General features: G+C 63.9%; 20 protein-coding genes and 1 tRNA gene. 16 read left to right on the forward strand and 5 right to left on the reverse strand.

Going from position 1 to position 22,444, the window contains the following annotated elements; all coding sequences use genetic code 11:
* Nucleotides 1-60 precede the first annotated feature (60 nt).
* From ACVJNE_RS15485 to ade, 7 genes are all read left to right on the forward strand, one after another.
* Nucleotides 61-1,026, forward strand: coding sequence for an alpha/beta fold hydrolase (locus ACVJNE_RS15485; RefSeq protein ID WP_499566955.1), 966 nt, complete (start codon nucleotides 61-63; stop codon nucleotides 1,024-1,026).
* Between the two features lie 236 nt (nucleotides 1,027-1,262).
* The gene (locus ACVJNE_RS15490) at nucleotides 1,263-2,333 is read left to right on the forward strand and encodes an alpha/beta fold hydrolase (protein WP_499566957.1); all 1,071 of its coding nucleotides are present in this window, start codon (nucleotides 1,263-1,265) and stop codon (nucleotides 2,331-2,333) included.
* A 223-nt stretch (nucleotides 2,334-2,556) separates the two neighbouring features.
* Nucleotides 2,557-2,641 (forward strand) — tRNA-Leu (locus tag ACVJNE_RS15495).
* A gap of 167 nt (nucleotides 2,642-2,808) precedes the next feature.
* Complete coding sequence (locus ACVJNE_RS15500; RefSeq protein WP_499567001.1) at nucleotides 2,809-3,771, forward strand: DctP family TRAP transporter solute-binding subunit; 963 nt, start codon at nucleotides 2,809-2,811, stop codon at nucleotides 3,769-3,771.
* A 98-nt stretch (nucleotides 3,772-3,869) separates the two neighbouring features.
* Nucleotides 3,870-4,565, forward strand: coding sequence for a TRAP transporter small permease (locus ACVJNE_RS15505; protein WP_499566959.1), 696 nt, complete (start codon nucleotides 3,870-3,872; stop codon nucleotides 4,563-4,565).
* Between the two features lie 10 nt (nucleotides 4,566-4,575).
* Nucleotides 4,576-6,195 carry a TRAP transporter large permease gene (locus tag ACVJNE_RS15510; protein WP_499566961.1) on the forward strand — a complete coding sequence of 540 codons (1,620 nt, stop codon included), beginning with the start codon at nucleotides 4,576-4,578 and terminating at the stop codon, nucleotides 6,193-6,195.
* A gap of 70 nt (nucleotides 6,196-6,265) precedes the next feature.
* The gene (gene ade, locus ACVJNE_RS15515; protein WP_499566962.1) at nucleotides 6,266-8,083 is read left to right on the forward strand and encodes an adenine deaminase; all 1,818 of its coding nucleotides are present in this window, start codon (nucleotides 6,266-6,268) and stop codon (nucleotides 8,081-8,083) included.
* A 12-nt stretch (nucleotides 8,084-8,095) separates the two neighbouring features.
* On the opposite strand, the gene ACVJNE_RS15520 is transcribed toward ade, so the two are convergent.
* Together ACVJNE_RS15520 and ACVJNE_RS15525 are read right to left on the reverse strand one after the other, a co-directional pair.
* Nucleotides 8,096-9,265: an alpha/beta hydrolase gene (locus ACVJNE_RS15520; protein WP_499566964.1), complete on the reverse strand. Its 1,170-nt coding sequence runs from the start codon at nucleotides 9,263-9,265 to the stop codon at nucleotides 8,096-8,098.
* Between the two features lie 79 nt (nucleotides 9,266-9,344).
* Nucleotides 9,345-10,733, reverse strand: coding sequence for a TrkH family potassium uptake protein (locus ACVJNE_RS15525; RefSeq protein WP_499567003.1), 1,389 nt, complete (start codon nucleotides 10,731-10,733; stop codon nucleotides 9,345-9,347).
* 162 nt (nucleotides 10,734-10,895) lie between these two features.
* On the opposite strand from ACVJNE_RS15525, the gene ilvA reads away from it, so the two are divergent.
* The 4 genes from ilvA (at nucleotide 10,896) to ACVJNE_RS15545 (ending at nucleotide 15,728) form a co-directional block, all read left to right on the forward strand.
* Nucleotides 10,896-12,152, forward strand: a complete 1,257-nt coding sequence (gene ilvA / locus ACVJNE_RS15530) for a threonine ammonia-lyase IlvA (protein ID WP_499566966.1) — start codon at nucleotides 10,896-10,898, stop codon at nucleotides 12,150-12,152.
* Entirely contained in the window at nucleotides 12,149-12,691 is a 543-nt protein-coding gene (locus ACVJNE_RS15535) for a DUF1697 domain-containing protein (protein ID WP_499566968.1), read from the forward strand. The genes ilvA and ACVJNE_RS15535 overlap by 4 nt, the downstream gene beginning before the upstream one ends.
* 322 nt (nucleotides 12,692-13,013) lie before the next feature.
* Nucleotides 13,014-14,417 carry a DEAD/DEAH box helicase gene (locus ACVJNE_RS15540; RefSeq protein ID WP_499566969.1) on the forward strand — a complete coding sequence of 468 codons (1,404 nt, stop codon included), beginning with the start codon at nucleotides 13,014-13,016 and terminating at the stop codon, nucleotides 14,415-14,417.
* Nucleotides 14,418-14,516: 99 nt separating this feature from the next.
* Nucleotides 14,517-15,728, forward strand: a complete 1,212-nt coding sequence (locus tag ACVJNE_RS15545) for an MFS transporter (RefSeq protein WP_499566971.1) — start codon at nucleotides 14,517-14,519, stop codon at nucleotides 15,726-15,728.
* Here the strand turns inward: ACVJNE_RS15545 and ACVJNE_RS15550 are convergent.
* Nucleotides 15,718-16,692: an alpha/beta hydrolase gene (locus tag ACVJNE_RS15550; protein WP_499566972.1), complete on the reverse strand. Its 975-nt coding sequence runs from the start codon at nucleotides 16,690-16,692 to the stop codon at nucleotides 15,718-15,720. The two genes, ACVJNE_RS15545 and ACVJNE_RS15550, sit on opposite strands and share 11 nt — an antisense overlap.
* Before the next feature lie 16 nt (nucleotides 16,693-16,708).
* The gene (locus ACVJNE_RS15555) at nucleotides 16,709-17,521 is read right to left on the reverse strand and encodes an SDR family NAD(P)-dependent oxidoreductase (RefSeq protein ID WP_499566974.1); all 813 of its coding nucleotides are present in this window, start codon (nucleotides 17,519-17,521) and stop codon (nucleotides 16,709-16,711) included.
* 183 nt (nucleotides 17,522-17,704) lie between these two features.
* Here ACVJNE_RS15555 and ACVJNE_RS15560 point away from each other — a divergent pair, with 183 nt between their 5' ends.
* The 4 genes from ACVJNE_RS15560 (at nucleotide 17,705) to ACVJNE_RS15575 (ending at nucleotide 21,066) form a co-directional block, all read left to right on the forward strand.
* Nucleotides 17,705-18,739 (forward strand): cysteine synthase A, encoded by a 1,035-nt coding sequence (locus ACVJNE_RS15560; protein ID WP_499566976.1) that lies wholly within the window; start codon nucleotides 17,705-17,707, stop codon nucleotides 18,737-18,739.
* Between the two features lie 188 nt (nucleotides 18,740-18,927).
* The gene (locus ACVJNE_RS15565; RefSeq protein ID WP_499566978.1) at nucleotides 18,928-19,671 is read left to right on the forward strand and encodes an alanyl-tRNA editing protein; all 744 of its coding nucleotides are present in this window, start codon (nucleotides 18,928-18,930) and stop codon (nucleotides 19,669-19,671) included.
* A gap of 11 nt (nucleotides 19,672-19,682) precedes the next feature.
* On the forward strand, nucleotides 19,683-20,534 hold the full coding sequence (sseA, locus tag ACVJNE_RS15570) for a 3-mercaptopyruvate sulfurtransferase (RefSeq protein WP_499566980.1): 852 nt from the start codon (nucleotides 19,683-19,685) through the stop codon (nucleotides 20,532-20,534).
* Between the two features lies 1 nt (nucleotide 20,535).
* Nucleotides 20,536-21,066 (forward strand): GNAT family N-acetyltransferase, encoded by a 531-nt coding sequence (locus ACVJNE_RS15575; protein ID WP_499566981.1) that lies wholly within the window; start codon nucleotides 20,536-20,538, stop codon nucleotides 21,064-21,066.
* A gap of 140 nt (nucleotides 21,067-21,206) precedes the next feature.
* Here the strand turns inward: ACVJNE_RS15575 and ACVJNE_RS15580 are convergent, their stop codons facing one another.
* Nucleotides 21,207-21,440 carry a hypothetical protein gene (locus tag ACVJNE_RS15580; protein ID WP_499566983.1) on the reverse strand — a complete coding sequence of 78 codons (234 nt, stop codon included), beginning with the start codon at nucleotides 21,438-21,440 and terminating at the stop codon, nucleotides 21,207-21,209.
* 236 nt (nucleotides 21,441-21,676) lie between these two features.
* On the opposite strand from ACVJNE_RS15580, the gene ACVJNE_RS15585 reads away from it, so the two are divergent.
* On the forward strand, nucleotides 21,677-22,243 hold the full coding sequence (locus ACVJNE_RS15585) for an OmpA family protein (protein ID WP_499566985.1): 567 nt from the start codon (nucleotides 21,677-21,679) through the stop codon (nucleotides 22,241-22,243).
* Nucleotides 22,244-22,444 lie beyond the last annotated feature (201 nt).

Below are 22,444 nucleotides of genomic sequence, written 5' to 3' on the forward strand. Positions count from 1 at the left end.
GAGGTGACCAGGGTTAGACTGGGTGCGCCAGTTCACAGTCCCCGAGAGTGCTCTCTTCCCATGTTCTCAGCCATCGCCGGCATCGTCATCGCCATCCTTGCAGCCGTCGTCATGGTCGCTGCCTATTTCTTCTGGATCACGCGTCGCCTGGCGCGCAATGCGGAACGTGCCGTGCCCGCCAACGGATCGTTCGTCACGGTCGACGGCAACCGCATCCATTATGTCGAGAGCGGCGAGGGAAGGCCGATCCTGATGATCCACGGCCTTGGCGGCACGCTGCACCACCTGCGGCGGCCGCTGATGGAAGAGTTCGGCGAAGGCTACCGGCTGATCGCCATCGACCGGCCGGGTTCGGGCTATTCGACACGCGGGGAGGGGCTGGACGGCAGGCTTGCAGAGCAGGCCCGCCAGACGGTGCGCTTCATAGAGACGCTGGGGCTGGAGAAGCCGCTGCTCGTCGGGCATTCGCTGGGCGGCGCCATCGCGCTTGCCGTGGCACTCGACTATCCGGCCACGATTTCCGGGCTCGCGCTGATTGCGCCGCTGACGCATCACGAGGAAGAGCCGCCGGCGGAGTTCAGATCGCTGGCGATCACGTCGCCGTTGCGCCGGCGCATCATAGCAAACACCGTGGCGCTGCCACTGGCCGTCAAGAACGCCCCGAAGACGCTGGAGTTTGTGTTCGGGCCACAGCAGCCGCCGGAAGACTACGCGATTGCCGGTGGCGCGATGGTCGGGCTGCGGCCAGGGCATTTCTATGCGACCGCCACCGATCTCGTGGCACTTCACCACGACCTGCCGCGCCAGCAGACGCGCTATGGCGAGATCGCCTTGCCGGTCGGCATCCTGTTCGGCGCCGAGGACAGGGTGCTCAACTACGAACGGCAGGGGCTGGCAATGCAGGGCAAGGTCGCCGGGCTCGACCTGGAGATCGTGAACGGCATCGGCCATATGCCGCAATATGCGATCACCGCACAGGTCGTCGCCTTCATCCGCCGCATTGCCGGACGCGCTTTCGTCGCTTGATCGTTCAACTTGTGCCGACCACCGTCAGTCCGCGCGCCGCGGGCCAGGGCACAGGATCCGCATTCGTCGATGCGAGGGCTGTAATTTCGGCACTATTACGGAAAACGTATAATCTCCTTCGGAATATGACACGCAGGGGCGGTGCTGCCCGCTCTATATTGCCAGCCCATCAAGGGGGCGGGTAACGCGCCGAAGGGTGCGCTGGACGCATCGATATTTCGAGGAGAGGGACTTCCATGAAGAAACTGAGCGCTTTTGCGGTGGCTGCATATGGTATCGCCAGCACGATGCCGGCCATTTCCAGCGAACTCGAGATGACGGCGGGAGATCCCGCTTCGCTGAAGCTCCAGAGCGATTTCGATCATATCGGTGCCGAGGTACACGCGCTGACAAAGGACGACCGCACCTCCTACTATATCGATGAAGGCGACAGCGATGACCGTGCCGTTGTCTTCATCGGAGGGCAGGGCACCAGCCTCGAGGCATTCCAGCTTACCGAGTTCGCCCGCACCATGCGCCAGGAACTGGGCCTGCGCGTCATTTCGGTGGAGCGGAATGGTTTCGGCGAGTCCGAATTCGATCCCGATCTGGGCTACGGCGATTATGTGAATGAGGTTCTCGCGGTTCTGGACCACCTCGACATCGACAAGTTTGCGGTGATGGCGATCTCCGGGGGCGGGGCCTATGCTGCGCATCTGGCGGCGGCCGCACCGGATCGTATCCTTTCCCTGCATGCGGGTGCTGCGATTTCCAGAACGCTGCCGACCCGCACCGAGCCCGATTGCTCGCGCAGCGCCGAGGAATGGAAGGAGCGATTGAGCGCCTACAGCGAGAAGCCGAAGGACTGGTGGGGCGTGCCAGGATCGCCGGTGCTGGTAATCCCCGGGTGGCAGACGACGGCCTATGCCGATGCGACCCGCTCCTTCTATGTCGCAGGCCAGCTTGGCGATGCAACGGCGCTGGCTCACGAATACGCGCTGGTGTGTGGAGACAACGCGGTGGTCGACGTTTCCGCAGTGGAGGCGCCGGTCTATCTGTATTACGGCGCTGCGGATCAGTCCGTGACCGTGGAACAGATGGAACAGTGGCAGGCCGCGTTCCCGAACGTCGCCAAGGCGACCGTATATCCGGATGAGGGGCACACGGTGCAGTATCGTCACTGGGACCAGATTCTCGCCGACATGGCGGGGTATGACGGCTACACGGTGGTCTGCAGGGACGGTGAGAGCAAGCTCGTCGCTGACGCCGATGTTGGTGACGGCGAGCATCTCGGCATCTGCGCATGGCAGGTGCAGACCGCCAACTAGAGCAGCGCGCGCTGACGAGCGCAGCTCAGTTGCTTCAGTTTCGTTTTCCTAGCCGCATTTGTGCGAAGCCAGACGATTCCGGCTGGCTGCAAAATGCTCTGGATTCCTCCGGGAGGCGCGATGCGCCTCCCGGTTCGTTTTCCTGCAGCACGCGGCAGCAGGGGTTACAGGTCGCAACAGTGCCGTTGACGAATTGACCCGAACGCTGGAAAAGCACCGGTGTGCGGGCGTGGCGGAACTGGTAGACGCAAGGGACTTAAAATCCCTCGACTTCGGTCATCCGGGTTCGATCCCCGGCGCCCGCACCACTTCCGGGGAATTTCCCACGGGCTGAGCGATTCGAACCGCCCTGATTGCGCATTGTGCCTTGCCGGGAAATCGGCAAGTATTGCCCGGCAACCATAAAAACACTCCGGGAGGTACCTGCATGAACATGCACTGGAAAATGTTCGCCGTCGCAACCGTGGCCGCCGGCATGTCGGCTTTTGGCGCGTCCGGCGCGTTGGCCAATTGCGATGACGGCGAAATGGTCATCAAATTCAGCCACGTGGTGGCAGAGAAGGGCCACCCCAAGGGCGAGGCTGCGGTGCTTTTCGCGCAGCGCGTGAATGAGGAGATGAACGGAACGGCCTGCATGGAGGTCTATCCGAACACGACGCTCTACGACGACGACAAGGTGATGGAAGCCCTGTTGCTCGGCGATGTGCAGATCGCCGCGCCGTCGCTGTCGAAGTTCGAGGCCTACACGCTCAAATACCGCGTCTTCGACCTGCCGTTCCTGTTCTCCAGCCTCGATGCGGTCAGCGGCTTCAACCAGTCCGATACGGGCAAGGGGCTGCTCACCGTCATGGAAGACGAAGGCTATACAGGCCTCGGCTACTGGCTCTCCGGCCTCAAGCAGTTTTCGGCCAACAAGCCGCTGCTGGTGCCTTCCGACGCAAACGGCCTTAAGTTCCGCATCCAGACGTCCGACGTCGCCGACGCGATGATCCAGGCGATCGGCGGATCGGCACAGAAGTTGGCCTTCAAGGAAGTCTATGGCGCGCTGCAGACCGGCGTCGTCGACGGCCAGGAAAACTCGTGGTGCAACATCTACACCCAGAAGTTCTTCGAGGTGCAGGATGGTATCACCGAGACCAACCACCAGGTGCTGGCCTATCTGCTCGTGACCTCGACCGAATGGCTGCAGGGCCTGGAGCCCGAAGTACGCGACCAGTTCGTGAAGATTGCCGACGAGGTGACGCTGGCTGCCAATGCCGATGTGGCCAACAAGGAAGGCGCCTGCCGCCAGAACATCGTGGATGCTGGCGGTGAAATCCGCGAGCTGACGCCGGAACAGCGCGCAGAGTGGGTTTCGACCATGAAGCCGGTGTGGGAACAGTTCGAGGCCGATATCGGCAAGGACGTGATCGACGCGGCTGTCTCGTCCGGTTCCTGACAGAAATGACCATGGCGCGCCCGTCCGCGGGCGCGCCGACCATGGCCGGACGCAATATATAACGATAACCGCGCCGGCCCTTCAGAGGGGAGGATTACGTGGAGCTTCTGTGGCCGACGCTCGCGCTGCTGGCGCTGGTGGTCATCGTGTTCGCCGCCGAGCGGCGGTACCCGAATCTGGTGAACCGGCTCGAGGAGAACATCCTCGCCACGCTGCTTGCGATCATCACCGTCGTTTCCTTCACCCAGGTGATCGCGCGCTACGGTTTCAACACCGGCTGGAGCGGGGCGCTGGAGTTCACGCGCGTCATGTTCGCGTGGATGATCCTGTTCGGCATGAGCTACGGCATCAAACACGGCGTGCATCTGGGCGTCGACGCGTTCGTGCGTTTGCTGCCGGCGAGCCTCTTCCGATTGACAGCTTTGGTGGCAGCTTCCTGCGTCTTCCTCTATGCCTTCGTGCTGCTTTATGCCGGGTGGCTGGCGCTGCTGGGCGTCGACGTGTCGACCAACTGGCGGCAGACCGGCGCGATCGGCTACTGGACCTTCATGTTCGACAGAGGCACCGGCCTCGACGACCTGAAATATCCGCTCTGGATGCAGGAGACATTCGGCCTTCAGGACCGGGTGCAGCGCTGGATTGCCTATATCATGCTGCCGGCCGGACTGGCGCTGCTGGCGCTGCGCGCGGTGCAGGGCTTCGTGGCGATCCTGCGAGGGGAACGCGAGATGCTGATTGCCAGCCACGAGGCCGAGGACCTGGTGTCCGAAGCCCGCAAGACGGCCGTGGACTGAGGTATCAGGCATGGAATCCGCGATCCTCTTCATCCTCGTCCTTTTCCTGCTCTTCATCGGCGCGCCGGTGGCCGTCTCGCTCGGCCTTTCGTCGCTGATCATCATCACCTTCTTTTCCAACGACTCGGTCTCGTCGGTGGCGCTGCAGCTCTTCACCGCCTCGCAGAACTACACGCTTCTGGCGATCCCGTTCTTCATTCTGGCATCCGCCTTCATGTCGACCGGCGGCGTGGCGCGGCGCATCATCCGCTTCGCGATCGCCAGCGTGGGGCACTTCCGCGGCGGTCTCGCCATGGCGTCTGTGCTTGCCTGCATGATGTTCGCGGCCCTGTCGGGTTCGTCACCGGCCACCGTCGTGGCGATCGGCACGATCGCCATCGCCGGCATGCGGCAGGTGGGCTACAGCAAGGAATTTGCCGCCGGCATCATCGCCAATGCCGGGACGCTCGGCATCCTGATCCCGCCGTCGATCGTCATGGTGGTATATTCCGCGGCGACCGACGTCTCCGTCGGCCGCATGTTCCTGGCCGGCGTGGTGCCCGGCCTGCTGGCCGGCCTGATGCTGATGGTGGCGATCTATGTGGTAGCGCGCTGGCGTAACCTGCCGGCGGAGCCGTGGAAGGGGTTTCACGAAATCCTCGAGGGCGGCAAGCAGGCCGGCTGGGGGCTGTTCCTGATCATCATCATTCTCGGCGGCATCTATGGCGGCGTCTTCACGCCGACGGAGGCCGCGTCGGTCGCGGCGGTCTACGCCTTCTTCGTGGCGCTGTTCGTCTATCGCGACATGGGCCCGATGAAGGGCATACGGTGGATCGCCGAAACCGACAGCGACGGCGCGCGCGTCGGGTTTTCGGGCACGGTCTATGGGCTCGCCTTTTTCTTCGTGTGGATGATCCTGACCTTCTTCGCCACCGATGGCTGGGAGGGCGTTACGCTTTCGGGGCGGGCGCTTGTCGGCGCGGTTCTTTCGCTCGTGCTGGCAATCGCCTATGTCGTCTGGCGCGATCCGCAGTCCAATCCGGGCAACATTCCAGCCTATCTCGTGCGCGGCCTGCCGATCTGGGGCCGCAATCTCTCGCTGATGGCGCGCAACTTCCTGCCTGCCTTCTTCAACGACGAGACCCGCAAGGTGATGGTCGATGCGGCGCGCACGACGATCATGCTGATGTTCATCATCGTCAACGCGCTGCTGTTCGCGCATGTGCTGTCGTCGGAGCGGATTCCGCAGACGATCACCGAGCTGATGCTCGGCGCGGGCTTCAACTGGTTCACCTTCCTGATCGCGGTGAACCTGCTGCTGCTGCTCGGCGGCCAGTTCATGGAGCCGTCGGGCCTGCTTCTCATCGTGGCGCCGGTCGTGTTTCCGATCGCGATGGAGCTCGGCGTCGATCCGGTGCATCTCGGCATCATCATGGTCGTGAACATGGAAATCGGGATGATCACGCCGCCGATCGGGCTCAACCTGTTCGTCACCTCCGGCATAACCGGCATGAGCCTGATCCAGGTCGTGCGGGCGGCACTTCCGTTCGTGGCGGTGCTGTTCCTGTTCCTGATCATCATCACCTATGTGCCGATCATATCGACATGGCTGCCCTATACGCTGATGGGACCGGAGATCGTCACGCGGTAGCAGCGACACGAAAGCGGCTGGCGGTTTGGCGCGAGACTTGGCACAGTCGGGCAAAAGGAGACACCACCTGATGCCCGCAGCCGCGAAATCCGCCTTCGACCGACCCAAATCCTGGAGCGAGGTCGCGCCGCGTCTCGTCGACGTGGCGACTGGGCGCAAGCCCGCCGATCTGGTCGTCAGGAACGGGCGGTGGGTGAACGTGCACTCCGGCGAGGTGGTGCCGGGCACCGATGTGGCGATTGTGGAGGGACGTTTCGCCTATTGCGGGCCGGATGCCTCGCACGCGATCGGCGAGGGCACCAGGGTGGTGGACGCGGGCGGCCGCTATCTGGTGCCGGGCCTGTGCGACGCGCATATGCACGTCGAAAGCGGCATGGTGACGGTGACGGAGTTCTGCCGCGCCGTCATCCCGCACGGCACGACGTCCATGTTCATTGACCCGCACGAGATCGCCAACGTGCTCGGCCTCGAGGGCGTGCGGCTGATGCATGACGAGGCGCTGGCGATGCCGATCAATGTGGGTGTGCAGATGCCGTCCTGCGTGCCGTCCGCACCGGGACTGGAAAATGCGGGCGCGCAACTGACCGCCGCCGACGTTGCCGAGGCGATGACATGGGAGAATATCGTCGGGCTCGGCGAGGTGATGAATTTTCCAGGCGTCGCCAGCAACGATCCGGTGATGGTGGCGGAAATTGCCGAGACGGTGAAGGCCGGCAAGACGGTTGGTGGCCATTATGCCTCGCGCGATCTCGGTCTCGCCTTCCATGGTTATGTCGCCGGCGGTCCGGAGGACGATCACGAGGGTACGGCGGTCGAGGATGCGGTCGCGCGCGTGCGGCAGGGGATGAAGGCGATGCTGCGGCTGGGTTCCGCGTGGTACGACGTCGCCAGCCAGATCAAGGCGGTGACGGAGCTGGGGCTCGACCCGCGCAACTTCATCCTGTGCACCGACGACAGCCATTCCGGCACGCTGGTCCACGACGGGCACATGGACCGGGTGGTCCGCCACGCGATCGCACAAGGGCTGAACCCGGTGACCGCTATCCAGATGGCGACCATCAACACGGCCCAGCACTTCCGCCTGGAGCGCGAGCTGGGTTCGATCACGCCGGGCAGGCTCGCCGACTTCCTCATCGTCTCGAACCTGCCCGAACTGACGATCGACGAGGTTTACGGGCGCGGCGTGCGGCTTGCGCGCAACGGCCGGCTGGAAGCGGATATTCCGGCCTACGACTATCCGGCAAGCGCGAAGGGTACGGTGAAGCTCGGCAAGGCGCTGACGGCTGCCGATTTCGATATCGCAGCGCCCGCAGGCGCCAACGAGGTGCGGGCGCGGGTGATCGGCGTGATCGAGAACCAGGCGCCCACGCGGGCGCTGGAAGCCGAACTGGCGGTCGAGGACGGGCTGGTCGCGATGGACCGGCAGAACGATGTCTGCCAGATCGCACTGGTCGAGCGGCATCGCGGCACGGGCGGCGTGGTCAACGGCTTCGTCTCCGGTTTCGGCTACGTCAAGGACTGCGCGATCGCGTCGACGGTCGCGCACGATTCCCACCACATGATCGTCGTCGGCACCAACAAGGCGGACATGGCACAGGCGGCGAACCGGCTGGGCGAGGTCGGCGGCGGGGTGGTGCTGATTTCCGAAGGCAAGGAGCTGGCGCTGGTTGAGATGCCGATTGCCGGGCTGATGTCCGCCGAGCGCGCCGAGGTCGTAGCGGAGAAGGCTGCAAAGCTGACGGCCGCAATGCGCGACATGGGCTGCTCGCTCAACAATGCCTACATGCAGCATTCGCTGCTGGCGCTGGTCGTGATCCCCGAGCTTCGGATTTCCGATGTCGGCATCGTCGACGTGACGAAGTTCGAGACGGTCGACCTGTTCCTCTAAGGGACTGCTGGCCTAGCGCGCACCGCCGACGGCGACGTTGATGACCTCGAAGGGCGTGGTGATGATGATCTCGGCCGCCGAGCCGATCGTCTGGCCGAGGCCCTGCGCGAGGGTTTCGAGACGGCGGGTCACCTGGTCGCCGTCGCCGCCGAGCGTATCGTCCTCGTTGAGCCGCTGGCCGAGCAACTGGATCAGCAGCGGATTATCGGCAAAGCGGGCGTGATTGAGCCGGTCGCCACTCTCGAGCGCCGACACGTCGATCACGGTCACGCCGAGACTCGCGAGGTCTTCGTCCTTGTCGTAGTCGCCGACCCGGGGACGGCTGCCGGCAAGGATGGATGACACCAGCAATGCGCGGTCGTCGCGCGACACCATGACCAGGAAAGGCCGGTCCAGCTTGCCGATACGCTGAAGCTGCGTCTTGAAGACGTCAACATCGATGTCGGGCGACGCGAGCACCACGTCGCCGAGGGCGCCGGCCACGGTCTGGTCATCGGCGATGGCGATCTGGCGCAGGGCTTCCATCGTGACCCAGTTGCCCATCGAATGGGCGATGATGTCGATGCGCTTCGCGCCGCTGGCGCGGAGCAGCCGCAGCGTCTTTTCCAGGCCGTCGCGGGCGACGGTCGCGGAGTTGTTGTCGTAGATGTAGTCGACGGTGCGGCCGGTCGAGGCCCACGAGAACAGGACCGGCGTGCCAGCATAGCCGGAATCGTGGACGATCTGCGCGGCGCGATAGATCGAGCCGTCGAAAGCTGTGCGGTAGCCGTGAATGAAGACCAGCGCGCGGCCGTCGGTGCGTGCCAGGTTCTCGCGCAGGGCGTTGCCGAAATCCTGCTCCTTCGGGAACAAGGCGATCTCGCTGGCGGCGAAGTGTTTGGATGCATCGCGCCGCGCACCGTTGCGGGGACCCTCCAGCCTGCCTGAACTGTGGATGCGCGGTACCGTCACGTTAACGCGGGCAAAGCCGAGCTCGTCGCCGCGTCCGCCGCCATAGACCTCGGACGGATCGTCTGCCTTGGCGCGGGTCGTCGCGACCAGAATGCTGTGCGTTGCAATGATTGCGTCAGGTTCGGCCGCCAGCGCATTCGTGAGGCTGCGGGACGGACCGCCCGCGCAGCCCGAGACCGCAAGAGCGAAAGCCGGCAACAATGCCATCAATGTGCGCCGGAAAGCAGACACGGCAAACTCCAGAACCAATGTCCGTCTGCGGATAGCCGCTAAAGCCGTCCGCGTCCATCCGCAGTGGCAAAACTTCCGGTTACCGGCTCCAGAAAGCGGGGGTGAAGATCACCAGCACGGCCAGGATTTCCAGGCGGCCGAGCAGCATTCCGAGCGACAGCAGCCACTTGGCTGCATCCGGCACACCCGCAAAATTTCCGGCCGGCCCAATCTGGTCGCCGAGGCCGGGGCCGACGTTCGTCAGGGCAGTCAATGCGCCCGTGAGTGCGGTCAGGATGTCCAGGCCGGTTGCGGCGAGCAGGATCGTCAGGATCAGCCAGATGACCATGAAAGCTGAAATGAACAGCACCACCGCGCGCTGGACCGTGTCATCGACGGGGCGATCACCGTATCGGACGCTGGCGACGCTGTTGGGATAGACGAAGCGACGCAGACCGTTGACGAGCAGCTTGTAGAGCACGAGGAAGCGATAGGCCTTGACCCCGCCGGAGGTCGAGCCTGAACAGCCGCCGAGAAAGGTTGCAGCGAACGCGCATCCCACAGCGAACGGCCCCCACTGCATGTAGTCCTGGCTGGCATAGCCGGTGGTTGTGATGATCGACACGAAATTGAACGCAGCGTGGCTCAGGGCGACCGTGAACGGCACGCCGGTCGATACCCGCAGATAGATTGCAACCGCGATCACGAAAGCGACCACGTAGCCGGCGAAGACACGAATCTGGGGATCGCGCAGCGCGTCGAGTCGCCCGGCCACGGCCAGCAGGATAACGATGGAGAATGGCAGCGCGCCGATGAACATGAAGATGGTGCCGATCCACAGGACGGCGAGATTGTCCCCGTACTGACCCATCGAGGCGTCATGGGTGGAGAAACCGGCCGTCGAGATCGTGGTCAGGGCGTGGTTGAGCGCGTTGAAGCTTGTCATGCCGGCGGCAGAGTAAAGCAGACCGCAGATCAGCGTGAGCAGCGCATAGATGGCGATCAGGCTGGTCGTGTAGGTGGAAAAGCGTTCGAACGGGCGATCACCCGTATCCGACGATTCGATGCGGAAATAGGAGAAGCCGCCTACATTGAGGAACGGCAGCACAAACAGGCCGAGCGCGATCACGCCGAGACCGCCCATCCATTGCAAAATCGAACGCCACAAAAGGATGCCGGGTGGCATGCCGTCCAGGCCCTCGAGCACGGTCGCGCCGGTGGTGGTTATTCCCGAGACTGCCTCGAAGAAGGCGTCGGCAACGCTCATCTCGATCGAGGAGGCCAGAAGCGGCACCGCGCCAACAGCGCAAGTCGTAAACCACAGCAGATTGACCAGCAGGAAGCCGAAGCGCGATGAGATCGGCGGCGGCCGGCCCTGAGTGGCGAGTGCAAGACCAAGCGCCAGCCCGCCGGTGAACAGGGAAGAGAAGGCAAAGACTTTCCAATCGTCATTGCCGAAATAGAGGTCGACTGCCGCGGGAATCAGCATCGCCAGTGAGAGATAGATGGCGAAGACCGAAGCGATGTGGAGCGCGGCACGTATGGAAGAGTAATGCACGGGGGAAGAAGCCTCGACTCTGGGCGCGGGCGGAGAGTGGCGTCATCCGGCCGTTTGTGCAATAGGGCCGGCACAAGCAGACGGAGCCGAACCATGGCCGGATTCACACGCGATGTCGCCCGCGCGGCGGATGCGATGCGAGCGCTTTTCGAAACGACGCCGCTTCAGGAGAACGACTACCTGTCGCGCAAGACGGGCGCGCGGGTGTTTCTCAAGCGTGAGGATCTGTCGCCGGTGCGATCCTACAAGATCCGTGGCGCGTTCAACTTTTTCCACAAGGCGGTTGGTGCGGGGCTGTCTCCGGAGGCGTTCGTATGCGCTTCGGCGGGCAATCATGCGCAGGGTTTCGCCTATGTGTGCCGGCATCTAGGCAGGCGCGGCGTCGTCTTCATGCCGGTAACCACGCCGCAGCAGAAGATCGACAAGACGCGCATGTTCGGCGGCGGCATGGTGGAGATACGGCTCATCGGCGACTTCTTCGACGAGTGCTATCGCGCGGCGCTCGATTTCGCGGACGCCAGCGGCGGGCTGATGGTGCCGCCCTTCGACCATCGCGACATCATCGAGGGGCAGGCGACGGTAGCTCACGAGATCGCAGCCCAGATGCCGGAGGGCGTGGAGCCCGACCTGATGGTGCTGCCGGTCGGTGGCGGCGGGCTTTCAGCCGGCGTGACGCGCTATTTCGCAGAACGCGGAGCCGCGCCCCGCTTTGCCTTCGCCGAACCGCTGGGCGCGCCAAGCCTGAAGCGCAGCCTTGCCGCCGGACGCCGCGTGAAGCTCGACACGGTGGACAATTTCGTCGACGGCGCGGCAGTGGCCGAGATCGGGAAGGAGAACTTCCGGCTGCTCAAGGGGTTCGGCGAGGCGCAGGTGAGGCTGGTGCCCGAAAACCGGCTTTGCGCAACGATGATCGAGATGCTGAACATAGAAGGCATCGTGCTGGAGCCGGCAGGCGCGCTCGCCATCGATGCGCTCAAGGATTTTTCGCGCAAGGAACTCAAGGGCAGGGCGGTCGTGCTCGTGGTCTCGGGCGGCAATTTCGATTTCGAGCGCCTGCCCGACGTCAAGGAGCGGGCTCTGCGCTTCGAGGGACTGAAGAAATACTTCATCTTCCGATTCCCGCAGCGGCCGGGCGCGCTGCGCGATTTCCTGGAGCTGCTCGGTCCCGACGACGACATCGCCCGCTTCGAATATCTGAAGAAGTCGGCGCGCAATTTCGGCTCGGTGCTGATCGGTATCGAAACGAAGGACGCGAAGAACTTCGATGTGCTGAAGAAGCGCTTCGCGGAAGGCGGCTGGGCGTTTCAGGACATTACTGACAACGAAGTTCTGGCGGGGCTGATCATATGAGCGGCACGGTCTATATCGTCCTGTTCCGCGGTGTTGGCGGCAAGACGCAGCTTCCGACCGCACCGCTGCGGGAGAAACTGGCGGAGGCCGGCTTTCGCAATGTCGCGACCTACATCAACAGCGGCAACGCGCTGGTGACGACGCGCAAATCCCGTGCGACGGCGGCGAAGGAGATCGCCGCGATCTGCAAGCGCGAATTCGGATTCGAGAAGGACATCTATCTGATTTCGGCCGAAGAATGGGATGCGGTGATCGCAAACAACCCGTTCTCCGATGCCACGGAGACCCCGAAATTCCTGCACGCGGCGTGGCTGGCCGCCCCGCCCGATCCTGCCAGGGTAAAGGCGCTGCAGGACATCGCGCAGGGCCGCGACCGCATCGAGGTCGTCGGCAACGTCGCCTATCTGCACACGCCGGCGGGGTTCGGCACCTCCAAGCTGGCTGAGCGGTTCGACAAGGGCATCGGCGTGCCGAACACGGCGCGCAACTGGAACACCGTGCTCAAGCTGGCAGAGCTGGCGGCGAAGGCGCAAAGCTGACGCGCTTGCTGCGCTGCACAAGAAATCGGTTGCTTTCGAGGGCGAACTGCCCCATATGCGAGCCACGAGGCGCATGGGCCGGATCTGCCGGCTTTCCTTGAATGGACTGGTTGCGTCTGTTTTCTCCCTTTCCTGTCACCCGACATGGCGAGCGGCGAATGAGCCCCGCGGCACAAGGCACGCGGGCACGACAGCGCAGCCGCGCGGGGCCATGCCCCGCCGTCTTGTCGTTCCTTTACAGATTTGCTGCGGCAGGTTGCGCCCTGCCGCGATATTGCGCGGCCGCCGCCATGAGCTTCCGGCCGCCTGAAAGAAGAAGATTTTGACGAACGAAAACAACAACGCCGTGGAAACCAATGGCGGATTCGCTGCACTGGGCATTACCGGCGCGCTGCTGAAGTCGACCGAGAAGGCCGGTTTCACCGATCCGAAGCCGATCCAGGTGCAGGCGATCCCGGCGCAGCTCGAAGGCCGCGACATTCTCGGCATCGCGCAGACAGGCTCCGGCAAGACCGCCGCTTTCAGCCTGCCGATCCTGTCGAAGATCGTCGGGTTCGGCACCAAGCGGCTGCCGCGCACCTGCCGCGCGCTGATTCTCGCGCCGACGCGCGAGCTGGCCGTTCAGATCGAAGAGACGATCCGTACGCTGTCGAAGGGCCTGCATGTCTCGACCGCGCTGGTTCTGGGCGGCGTTTCGCGCTTCTCGCAGATCAAGCGCATGGCGCCGGGCATCGACATCCTCATCGCCACGCCGGGCCGGCTGACGGACCTTGTGCGCGAAGGCCAGATCAGCCTTGCCGAGACCCGCTTCCTGGTGCTCGACGAAGCCGACCGCATGCTCGACATGGGCTTCATCCACGACGTCAAGCGCATCGCCAAGGCGACGCACCGCGACCGCCAGACCGCGCTGTTCTCCGCAACCATGCCGCATGAGATCGAACAGCTTGCCGCCGGGCTTCTCAAGAACCCCGTGCGTGTCGAAGTGGCGCCGCAGGGCACCACCGCCGGCGAGATCACGCAGAGCCTCGTGATGGCGCGCACCAAGCAGAAGCGCAAGATCCTCTCCGACATGCTCGCCGACGAGGCGATGAAGTCGGTGCTGATCTTCGCCCGCACCAAGCATGGCGCGGACCGCGTGACCAAGGACCTCGAGCGCGACGGCTTCGAGGCCGCCGTGATCCACGGCAACAAGTCGCAGAACGCCCGCCAGAAGGCGCTGACCGGCTTCCGCGAGGGCAAGGTGCGCATTCTGGTCGCCACCGACATCGCCGCGCGCGGCATCGACGTGCCCGGTATCAGCCATGTCGTGAACTTCGACCTGCCGGACGAGGCGGAAAGCTATGTGCACCGCATCGGGCGCACGGGCCGCAACGGCGCGGACGGCATCGCGATCACGCTGTGCGATCCGACCGAAAGCTCGAAGCTGCGCCAGGTGGAGCGTATCATCCGCATGAAGCTGCCGGTGGCGGCCTCGCATCTCGACCAGCCGGATCCGGTTCGGCCGCGCGGTGAGCAGAACGCGCCGCGTCCGCAGGCGGCCAACGATGACCGGGACGCCGGCGACACGGGCGAGCGCCGCCCGCGCAACGGACAGGGCAAGCCGAGAGGGTTCGGTGGCAAGCCAGGCGGCAACAAGCCCTTTGCCGGCAAGCCGGGTGGCAAGAAGCCTTTCCGCGGCAAGCGCCGCAGCAATGGCGGACGCCGCCCCGCGGAACGCGCGGCCTAAAAAGCGCTCGGGCTGGCCCAATTGCGCGGGCCGGCCCGATACTCTAAGGCGTTTCCTGTCGGCCGTCCGGCCGTATCGAGAGAACACGGGAAACGCCTCATGGCCGGATTGGCGGCGCTCGCGATCGCCTACGTCCTTTCGCAATTCTACCGCTCCTTCCTCGCGGTCCTTACGCCGGCCCTGATAACGGAACTGGGCGCGACGAAGGGTGACCTTTCGGTCGCGTCCGGCGCCTGGTTCGTGGCCTTCGCGCTGTCGCAGTTCGGCATCGGCGTCGCGCTCGACCGGTACGGGCCGAAGCGCACGGCCGCCGCGTTGCTCGCGGTGGGCGGTGCAGGCGGCGCGCTGCTTTTTGCGAGCGCGACCCAACCCTGGATGGTCATCGTCGCGATGACGATGATCGGCATCGGCTGCGCGCCGGTGCTCATGGCCTCCGTCTTCATCTTCGCACGCACCTATTCGCCGGCACGGCTGGCGATTCTGGTTTCCTGGCTTGTCGGGTTCGGTTCGTTCGGCAACGTGATCGGCGCTTCGCCGCTGGCGGCCGCCGCCGACGCCTTCGGCTGGCGACCGGTCATGCTGGGGCTTGGCGCGGTGACGCTGTTGACCGCTCTTGCGGTCCTGCTCTTCGTGCGCGATCCGGCGCGGCATGGCGACGGGACGGCCGACAACGGCTTTGCCGGCTATCTGGAGCTGTTCAGCCTGAAGGTGCTGTGGCCTATCCTGCCGCTCGTGGCACTGAACTATGCGGCGGCCGCAGGCATACGCGGCCTTTGGGCCGGTCCCTATCTTTCCGATGTCTATGGGCTCGATTCGCTGGCGATCGGGCAGGTGACGCTGTTCATGGCACTGGCGATGGTCGTCGGCAGCTTTGTTTATGGCCCGCTCGACACACTGTTCGGAACCCGCAAATGGGTGGCTGTCGCAGGCAATGCGATCGGGCTGGCGGCGCTTGTGGCGATCGCGCTCTATCCGGTCACCACCGTCGTGACGACAACCCTGTTCCTCGTGATGATCGGGCTGACCGGCGGCAGCTATGGCCTGCTGATGGCGCATGGCCGCGCATTCCTGCCTCCGCATCTGACGGGGCGTGGCGTGACGATGCTCAACTTCTTCTCCATCGGCGGGGTGGGCGTGATGCAATTCGCGACCGGGGCGGTCGTGACCGCAAACACGGCAGCCGATGCGCCCGCAGCGGCCTATCAGGCGCTGTTCTGGTTCTATGCGATCACGCTGGCACTGTCGCTGCTCATCTACCTGGCCTGTCGCGACGCCAAGCCTGAAAAGGCTGCGGCAGAGGTCAACGCCTGAGGGTTGCGACCCACTCGCCGATGCGTCCGGCAACGAGCATCGTCGTCGATGGCGAGATGGCTTCGCCTGCGATGACATGATTGGAGGGATCGTCCGATCCTTCCACGATCATCATCTCGTGCGGCTGACCCCAGCGGGCGGCTATATCGCGGGTGAGTTCAGGACGAACGACGGCATCGGCGTCGGAGAATATGAAGAGCGCCGGCGCCGTAACCCTCTCGACCGGCGCCTGCCGTGCAAGGTTGGTCAAGGCGGCCATCGGCAACGTCGCGGAAGTCGGATAGCGCGTGGTCCAGTATCGGCCGTGCTGTTCGTTGATCGGGTCGAAGCCGCGTTCGGGACCGACTGCCATTTCCGCGATCTGCCTGCCCCAGGGCATCGTCAGCAGCCATGCGCCTGCGGCCTGCACGCCGTAGTTGGGCGAGACGAAGACATATCCGGCGACATCGCGCGACAGGTCGGCTTGTGTCGCCGCCCAGGTAGCAAGTGCCGCGCCGGTGGACGTCGCTATGACGACGACCCTGTCGCCGATCGCCCGGCCGATGGCTATCGCCTCGGCGTAATCGTTGATCCAGTCGTTCAGCGAGGCTTCCGCCATTGCAGGGCCGTCGCGGCCATGCCCGGCGAGCCGGGTGTAGAAGATGTTGGCTCCGAGGTCGGCGGCCACGCGATCGGGTACCGGCCGCAGTTCGCCTTTTGACGCGGAAAAGCCATGGATATAGACGATCGCCAGCGGCGTACGGCCCTTCGAGGCCGGATCGGCCCAGACGACTTCCTTCGCCAGTTCGGCGCGCAGATTCGGTACATCGGCCTCGCCCGCCGCGAGCCAGGCGACGGGATCATCTCCTATCGCGGATTCGTCGAATGTGATCGTCGTGTCGGTGGCAACGCGCGGGCCGGCCAGGAACAGGAGGATCAGCGCGACCAGCACGACGGCGACGATGAGAAAGATCATCCGCACCATCGCCTCCGCTCCCGTTTTAACGCTTGGATCTGGTGCCGAAACGTCTTCCGTCCCAACCCGTAATGCGACGCATGATGCGATAGCGCAGTGCCTCGGGCAAGAACCGCATGATCCGGGTCGGCCAGACCATGCGGCGCGGGAACGCGATCTCGAAGCCGCCCTTGCGCAAGCCGCGGAGAAGCCGCCGGGACGCATCCTCAACGGCGAGCAGACCCGGCATCGTGAAACGATTCTTGGCCGTGAGTGGCGTGTCGATAAAGCCTGGGTTGACGATCTGCAGGCGGATGTTGAGCTTGTCGAAATCGTAGCGAAGCGACTGCGCCAGACTGTGGAGCGCGGCCTTCGAGCTGCCATACGCACCGGCCGCCGGCAGGCCGAAATAGGAGGTGACGGAGCCGATGATGGCGATCTGGCCGTGGCCGCGGTCGCGCATCAGATCTGCCACCGGCACGAGCCCGTAGATGGCGCCCAGGAGGTTGACGTTATAGGTGGTCGTGAAGTTGTAGGTCTCCAGCCGCTCGCCGTGCGTGGCCGAATAGATGCCGGCATTGAGCACTGCGAGCACGATCGGCCCGAGCTCCTTCTCGATCGCCGCGACCGTGCGCTCCATGCCGCGTTCGTCGGTGACATCGCAGAAATAGGGCACGATGCGGCCGGTCATGCCGCCGGCTTCCTTCACCAGCGTCAGCAGGCGTTCCTCGTCGCGCGCCGTCGCCGCGACCACAAACCCCTCACGGGCGAGATCGAGCGCAAGCTGCCTGCCTAGGCCGGTGCTGGCGCCCGTTATCCAGGCGACGCCGTCCTTTGGGTCGGCTCTGTACAGCGTCATGAAGGAGTCCGAAGCTGGTTTCGCGACAGGATGTGGTAACGACGCCGGCGCGCCTTGGAAAGGCCACCGGGCGACATTGGGTATCGGGATGCCGAAATAAGCAGGTTTGACGCAAAATCCAACCTTGAAAGCAACCTTCCACGTTTCTAGGCTCGCGCAAAAGATGACGACAAGGAAAGTTTCATGACCAGTTCCGTGATCGATATCATCGGCAACACGCCGCTGATCCGGCTCAAGCGTGCCTCGGAAGAAACCGGTTGCGAGATTCTCGGCAAGGCCGAATTTCTCAACCCGGGACAGTCGATCAAGGACCGGGCCGGGCTTTTCATCATCCGGGATGCGGAGCGCAAGGGCCTGCTGCGGCCGGGCGGCGTTATCGTGGAAGGCACTGCCGGCAACACGGGTATCGGCCTGACCGTGGTGGCGAAGGCGCTCGGCTACCGCACCGTGATCGTCATCCCCGAGACGCAGAGCCAGGAGAAGAAGGACGCCCTTCGCCTACTCGGCGCGGAACTGATCGAGGTGCCGGCCGTGCCCTACAAGAACCCGAACAACTATGTGAAGGTTTCCGGGCGGCTGGCCGAACAACTGGCGAAGACCGAGCCCAACGGTGCGATCTGGGCCAATCAATTCGACAACGTGGCCAACCGCGACGGGCATATCGAAACCACCGCGCAGGAAATCTGGCGGCAGACGGACGGAAAGATTGACGGTTTCGTTTCCGCTGTCGGCACCGGCGGCACGCTGGCCGGGGTGGCGGCAGGACTGCGCCAGAACAGCAATGCCGTGAAGGTCGCGCTGGCCGACCCGCTGGGGGCAGCGCTCTACAGCTACTACACGACGGGTGAGCTCAAATCGGAAGGCTCGTCCATCACCGAGGGCATCGGGCAGGGGCGCATCACCGCCAATCTCGAAGGGTTCGAGCCGGACTTTTCCTATCAGGTTCCGGACGAGGAGGCATTGCCCATCGTTTTCGATCTGGTGCAGGAAGAGGGGCTTTGCCTGGGCGGTTCGACCGGCATCAACATTGCCGGTGCGATCCGGCTCGCCCGGGATATGGGGCCGGGCCACACCATCGTAACCATGCTCTGCGACTACGGCATGCGCTATCAGTCGAAGCTGTTCAACCCGCAGTTCCTGCATGAAAAGAAGCTTCCGGTGCCGGGCTGGATGGAAACGACGCCGCAGATTTCGGTTCCCTACGAAGACGTGGCCTAATCTTTTCGCGTTGCGCCTGTAGCCGCTGCGCCATCGGGGCGGTTGCAGTCTTGCTGTGCGTGGTGTTCTCTGTCGCCGCGAATCCAGGTCCCGTGTGACCCGGGTGCGGCCGAGAGAGGACACATGGATAGCGCGACATACCCGACCGGGTTCCCGACACGTAACGCGACGCCTGTGGAGCGGCCGTGATGGCGACGATTACGCAGGCTCTCTTCCGCGAAGACTCCTACCAGAAAACCATGGAAGCGCGGGTCGTGGGCGTGAACGACCGGGGCGGAATCCTGCTCGACCGGACCGTATTCTATGCGACCTCGGGCGGGCAGCCGGGCGACACGGGTCTGCTAAGCCGCGCGGACGGTTCGACCATCGCGATTGCCGCGACGATCACCGGCGAAACCAAGGACGAGATCATCCATGTGCCGGCAGCCGGCGCGGACTTGCCGGAGCTAGGCGAAACCCTGACGGGGGAGATCGACTGGGAACGGCGACTGAAGCTGATGCGGATGCATACGGCCTGCCATCTCCTGACGGTGGTGTGCCCGTTTCCGATCACCGGCGCCTCCGTGAGCGAGGATGACAGCCGCGTCGATTTCGACCTGCCCGATTCAGGCGTGGCCAAGGAAGACGTGACCGCGCGGCTGATGGAACTGGTGCGGGCCGACCATCCTGTGTTCACGCGCTGGATCACCGATGACGAACTTGCAGCCAATCCCTCGCTGGTGAAATCCAAGAACGTGCGACCGCCATCCGGCACGGGCTGCATCCGGCTGGTCGGCATCGGCGAGGGTGGCACGATCGACAGCCAGCCTTGCGGTGGCACCCATGTCGCCTCCACGGCGGAGGTGGGCGAAATCCATATCGGCAAGATCGAGAAGAAGGGGCGCGAGAACCGGCGGTTCCGCCTTCGCTTCGGTCCAATGCCGGCAAGCTGACGGAGACGGTGATGAGCGAAACCAGTGCCTTCGTGGTCTCGGCCGACTGGCTGCAGGAGCGCCTCGGCCAGCCCGGCCTCTCCATCGTGGACGCCTCCTGGTATCTGCCGGCGCATGGGCGGGACGGGCGCGCTGAATACGAAGCGGCGCACATTCCGGGCGCGATCTTCTTCGACCAGGACAAGGTCGTGGAGCCGCAGAGCGACCTGCCGCATACGCTGCCGCATCCAGGCCTTTTCGCGCAGTTCGCCAGCTCCATGGGCATCGACGAGGAGGATACGATCGTCGTCTATGACGGGCCGGGCATGTTTTCGGCGCCGCGTGTGTGGTGGATGTTCCGCATCATGGGCGCGAAAAAGGTCTTCGTGCTCGACGGCGGCTTCGACCGCTGGAAGGCGGAGGGAAGGCCCATGACGGCCGAGCCAACGAAGATCGCACCCGGCTTCTTCGAGGTCGATTTCGACGCCGCGCGCGTTGCCTCGCTTGGCGACATGCGTTCGATCGTCGAAGACGGCTCGTTGCAGATTGCCGATGCGCGACCGCCCGGGCGTTTTGCCGGCACGGACCCAGAACCGCGCCCCAAGATGCGCTCTGGCCATATGCCGGGCGCAAGGAACGTGCCGGCTCCGTCGCTCTCAAAGGACGGCAAGCTGCTGCCCGTCGAGGAGCTGAGAACGGTGCTGGAGGTGGCCGGCCTCGATCTTTCCAGGCCGGTCGTCACGTCCTGCGGGTCCGGCGTGACCGCCGCCGTCATCTCGCTTGCTCTGGCCTCGGTCGGCCACGAGGACAACCGGCTCTATGACGGGTCCTGGAGCGAATGGGGCGGTCGCGACGACACGCCTGTCGTTACGGGGAAGGATTGAGATGACATCGGCTTCAGCGCCTATGACCGCGCGTATCACCCATCTTGAAATGACCGCGCCGCCTGCGCATCGGGTGCAGATGCCACAAGGACAGAGACTTGCGGTATTGCGCACCCATGACATGCCGCTTGCCTTCTACCGTTACCTCTACGAGCAGGTGGGCAAGGCGCATCACTGGCTGCTGCGCCGCGACTTGACCGATGCCGATCTTTCGGCGGCGATCCATGCCGAGCACACGGAAATCCAGGTGCTCTATGTCGAGGGCTCGCCGGCCGGCTTCTTCGAGCTAGACCTGTCGCGACTGCCCGGCGAGGCGGAAGTGCTTTATTTCGGCATCACGCCGGATTTCCAGGGCAGGGGGCTTGCCAAGTTCTTCCTGTCGGAGGCCGTATTTGCCGCCTGGGCGCATGAGCCCGAACGGCTGGTGATCCACACCAACACGCTCGACAGCCCGCGTGCGTTGCAGCTCTACCAGCGGATAGGGTTTTCGCCCTACGCCTGGTCGGAGGAGACGGTGGAGCCGTGGGGCTGACAGTCTGGAGTTCTGTAGAGTTCGCGGGCATCGGGATGGCGCTAGGAGATGGCATCGGACGGAGTTAAGTGGTGTTCCTTTCGACCTGACAAAAACTCGGCGTTGGCGCATTCTTGTCGTCTGCTAAGCGAGCCTGCTCATCAAGGTCGGCTGGTGTTATCGTCTTCTGAACCATTCGCAGCGTTGATCAAATTGTTTTGGATATCCCAGATGATGCTCGAGGCAGCATTCAACGCCTCAACTTCGCGCTGGTGTTTTGGATACTGCTCTAGGTATCCGACCGATATCGTGATCTGAACCTGAGCTGATCCATATTCGTTCGAACCCGCCAGGCGATAAACCCAGTCTGAAATTTTCGTGACGTCAAAGGGCACCAAACTGCTCCCATACCTTCCGGTCGCACATCAGTAGTTCGGGTTAAGGTGCGAAAATAACGTTGTCCCGTAGAATCTCAAATTGGGACCTCATCATTTACCCATACCACTCCGCCGCGTCGGCGCTTAAGGATTATGAACGGCGGACAACAGTTCGTTCAGCCTCGTTTCAGTGCGCTTTTGTCAAATTCGGATCGTGATCAACGCGCCGCCCAGCGCAACCGAAGGAGACGACAATGTTCCGTCGCACATTCATAGCTGCCATGGCGGCCGCCATCGCCTTTCCCGCCGTGACGTCCGCCCAATCGATTTCCGCCCCCGAAATGCCGTCGGCCGAGCGTATCCTGCGCCAGCTCGAGGCCGAGCCGCGAACGAGGGTCGACCCGCAGCGGCGCGTGACGGTGCAGGAGTTCAAGCGCCGGCCCGATTTGCGCCGCGCTGCACCTTCGATCGACATCCAGTCGATCAACTTCGCCTTCGGCTCGGCCGAGATTCCCTATTCGCAGTACCGCAAGGTCGAGCAGATCGCCAATGCGTTGAATCGCATGCTTGACCGGCGCCCGCGCAGCCGTGTCCTCATCGAGGGCCACACGGATGCGGTCGGCTCGGCCTACTCAAACCAGATTCTGTCGGAGCGTCGTGCAGAGTCCCTGAAGCGCGTACTGGTGCGCGAGTTCGGTATCCGCTCCAGCGCGCTGGAAACGGTGGGCTATGGCGAGGAATACCTTCTGGTGCAGACGCCTTACGAGGAGTGGCAGAACCGCCGTGTGACCCTGCGCAACGTGGGCTCGTTCCTGCGCTGACGCACTGCCCCACCGTGCGCTCTCCCCCTCGCGCACGTTTTCAAGGGCCCGCCGGTTCCCCTGCCGGCGGGTTTCTTCATGTTTCGGGTGGCGACGCCGATGCAATGTAAGCGCGAAGTCTGGGCCGCCTGACGTTTCGGTTGGGCGTCTTGTATGAAGGCAGGGATTGGCGGAGGTGTCAGTTTCTGTGTCTACGGTTGA

The organism is Mesorhizobium sp. DxT (assembly GCF_058448885.1).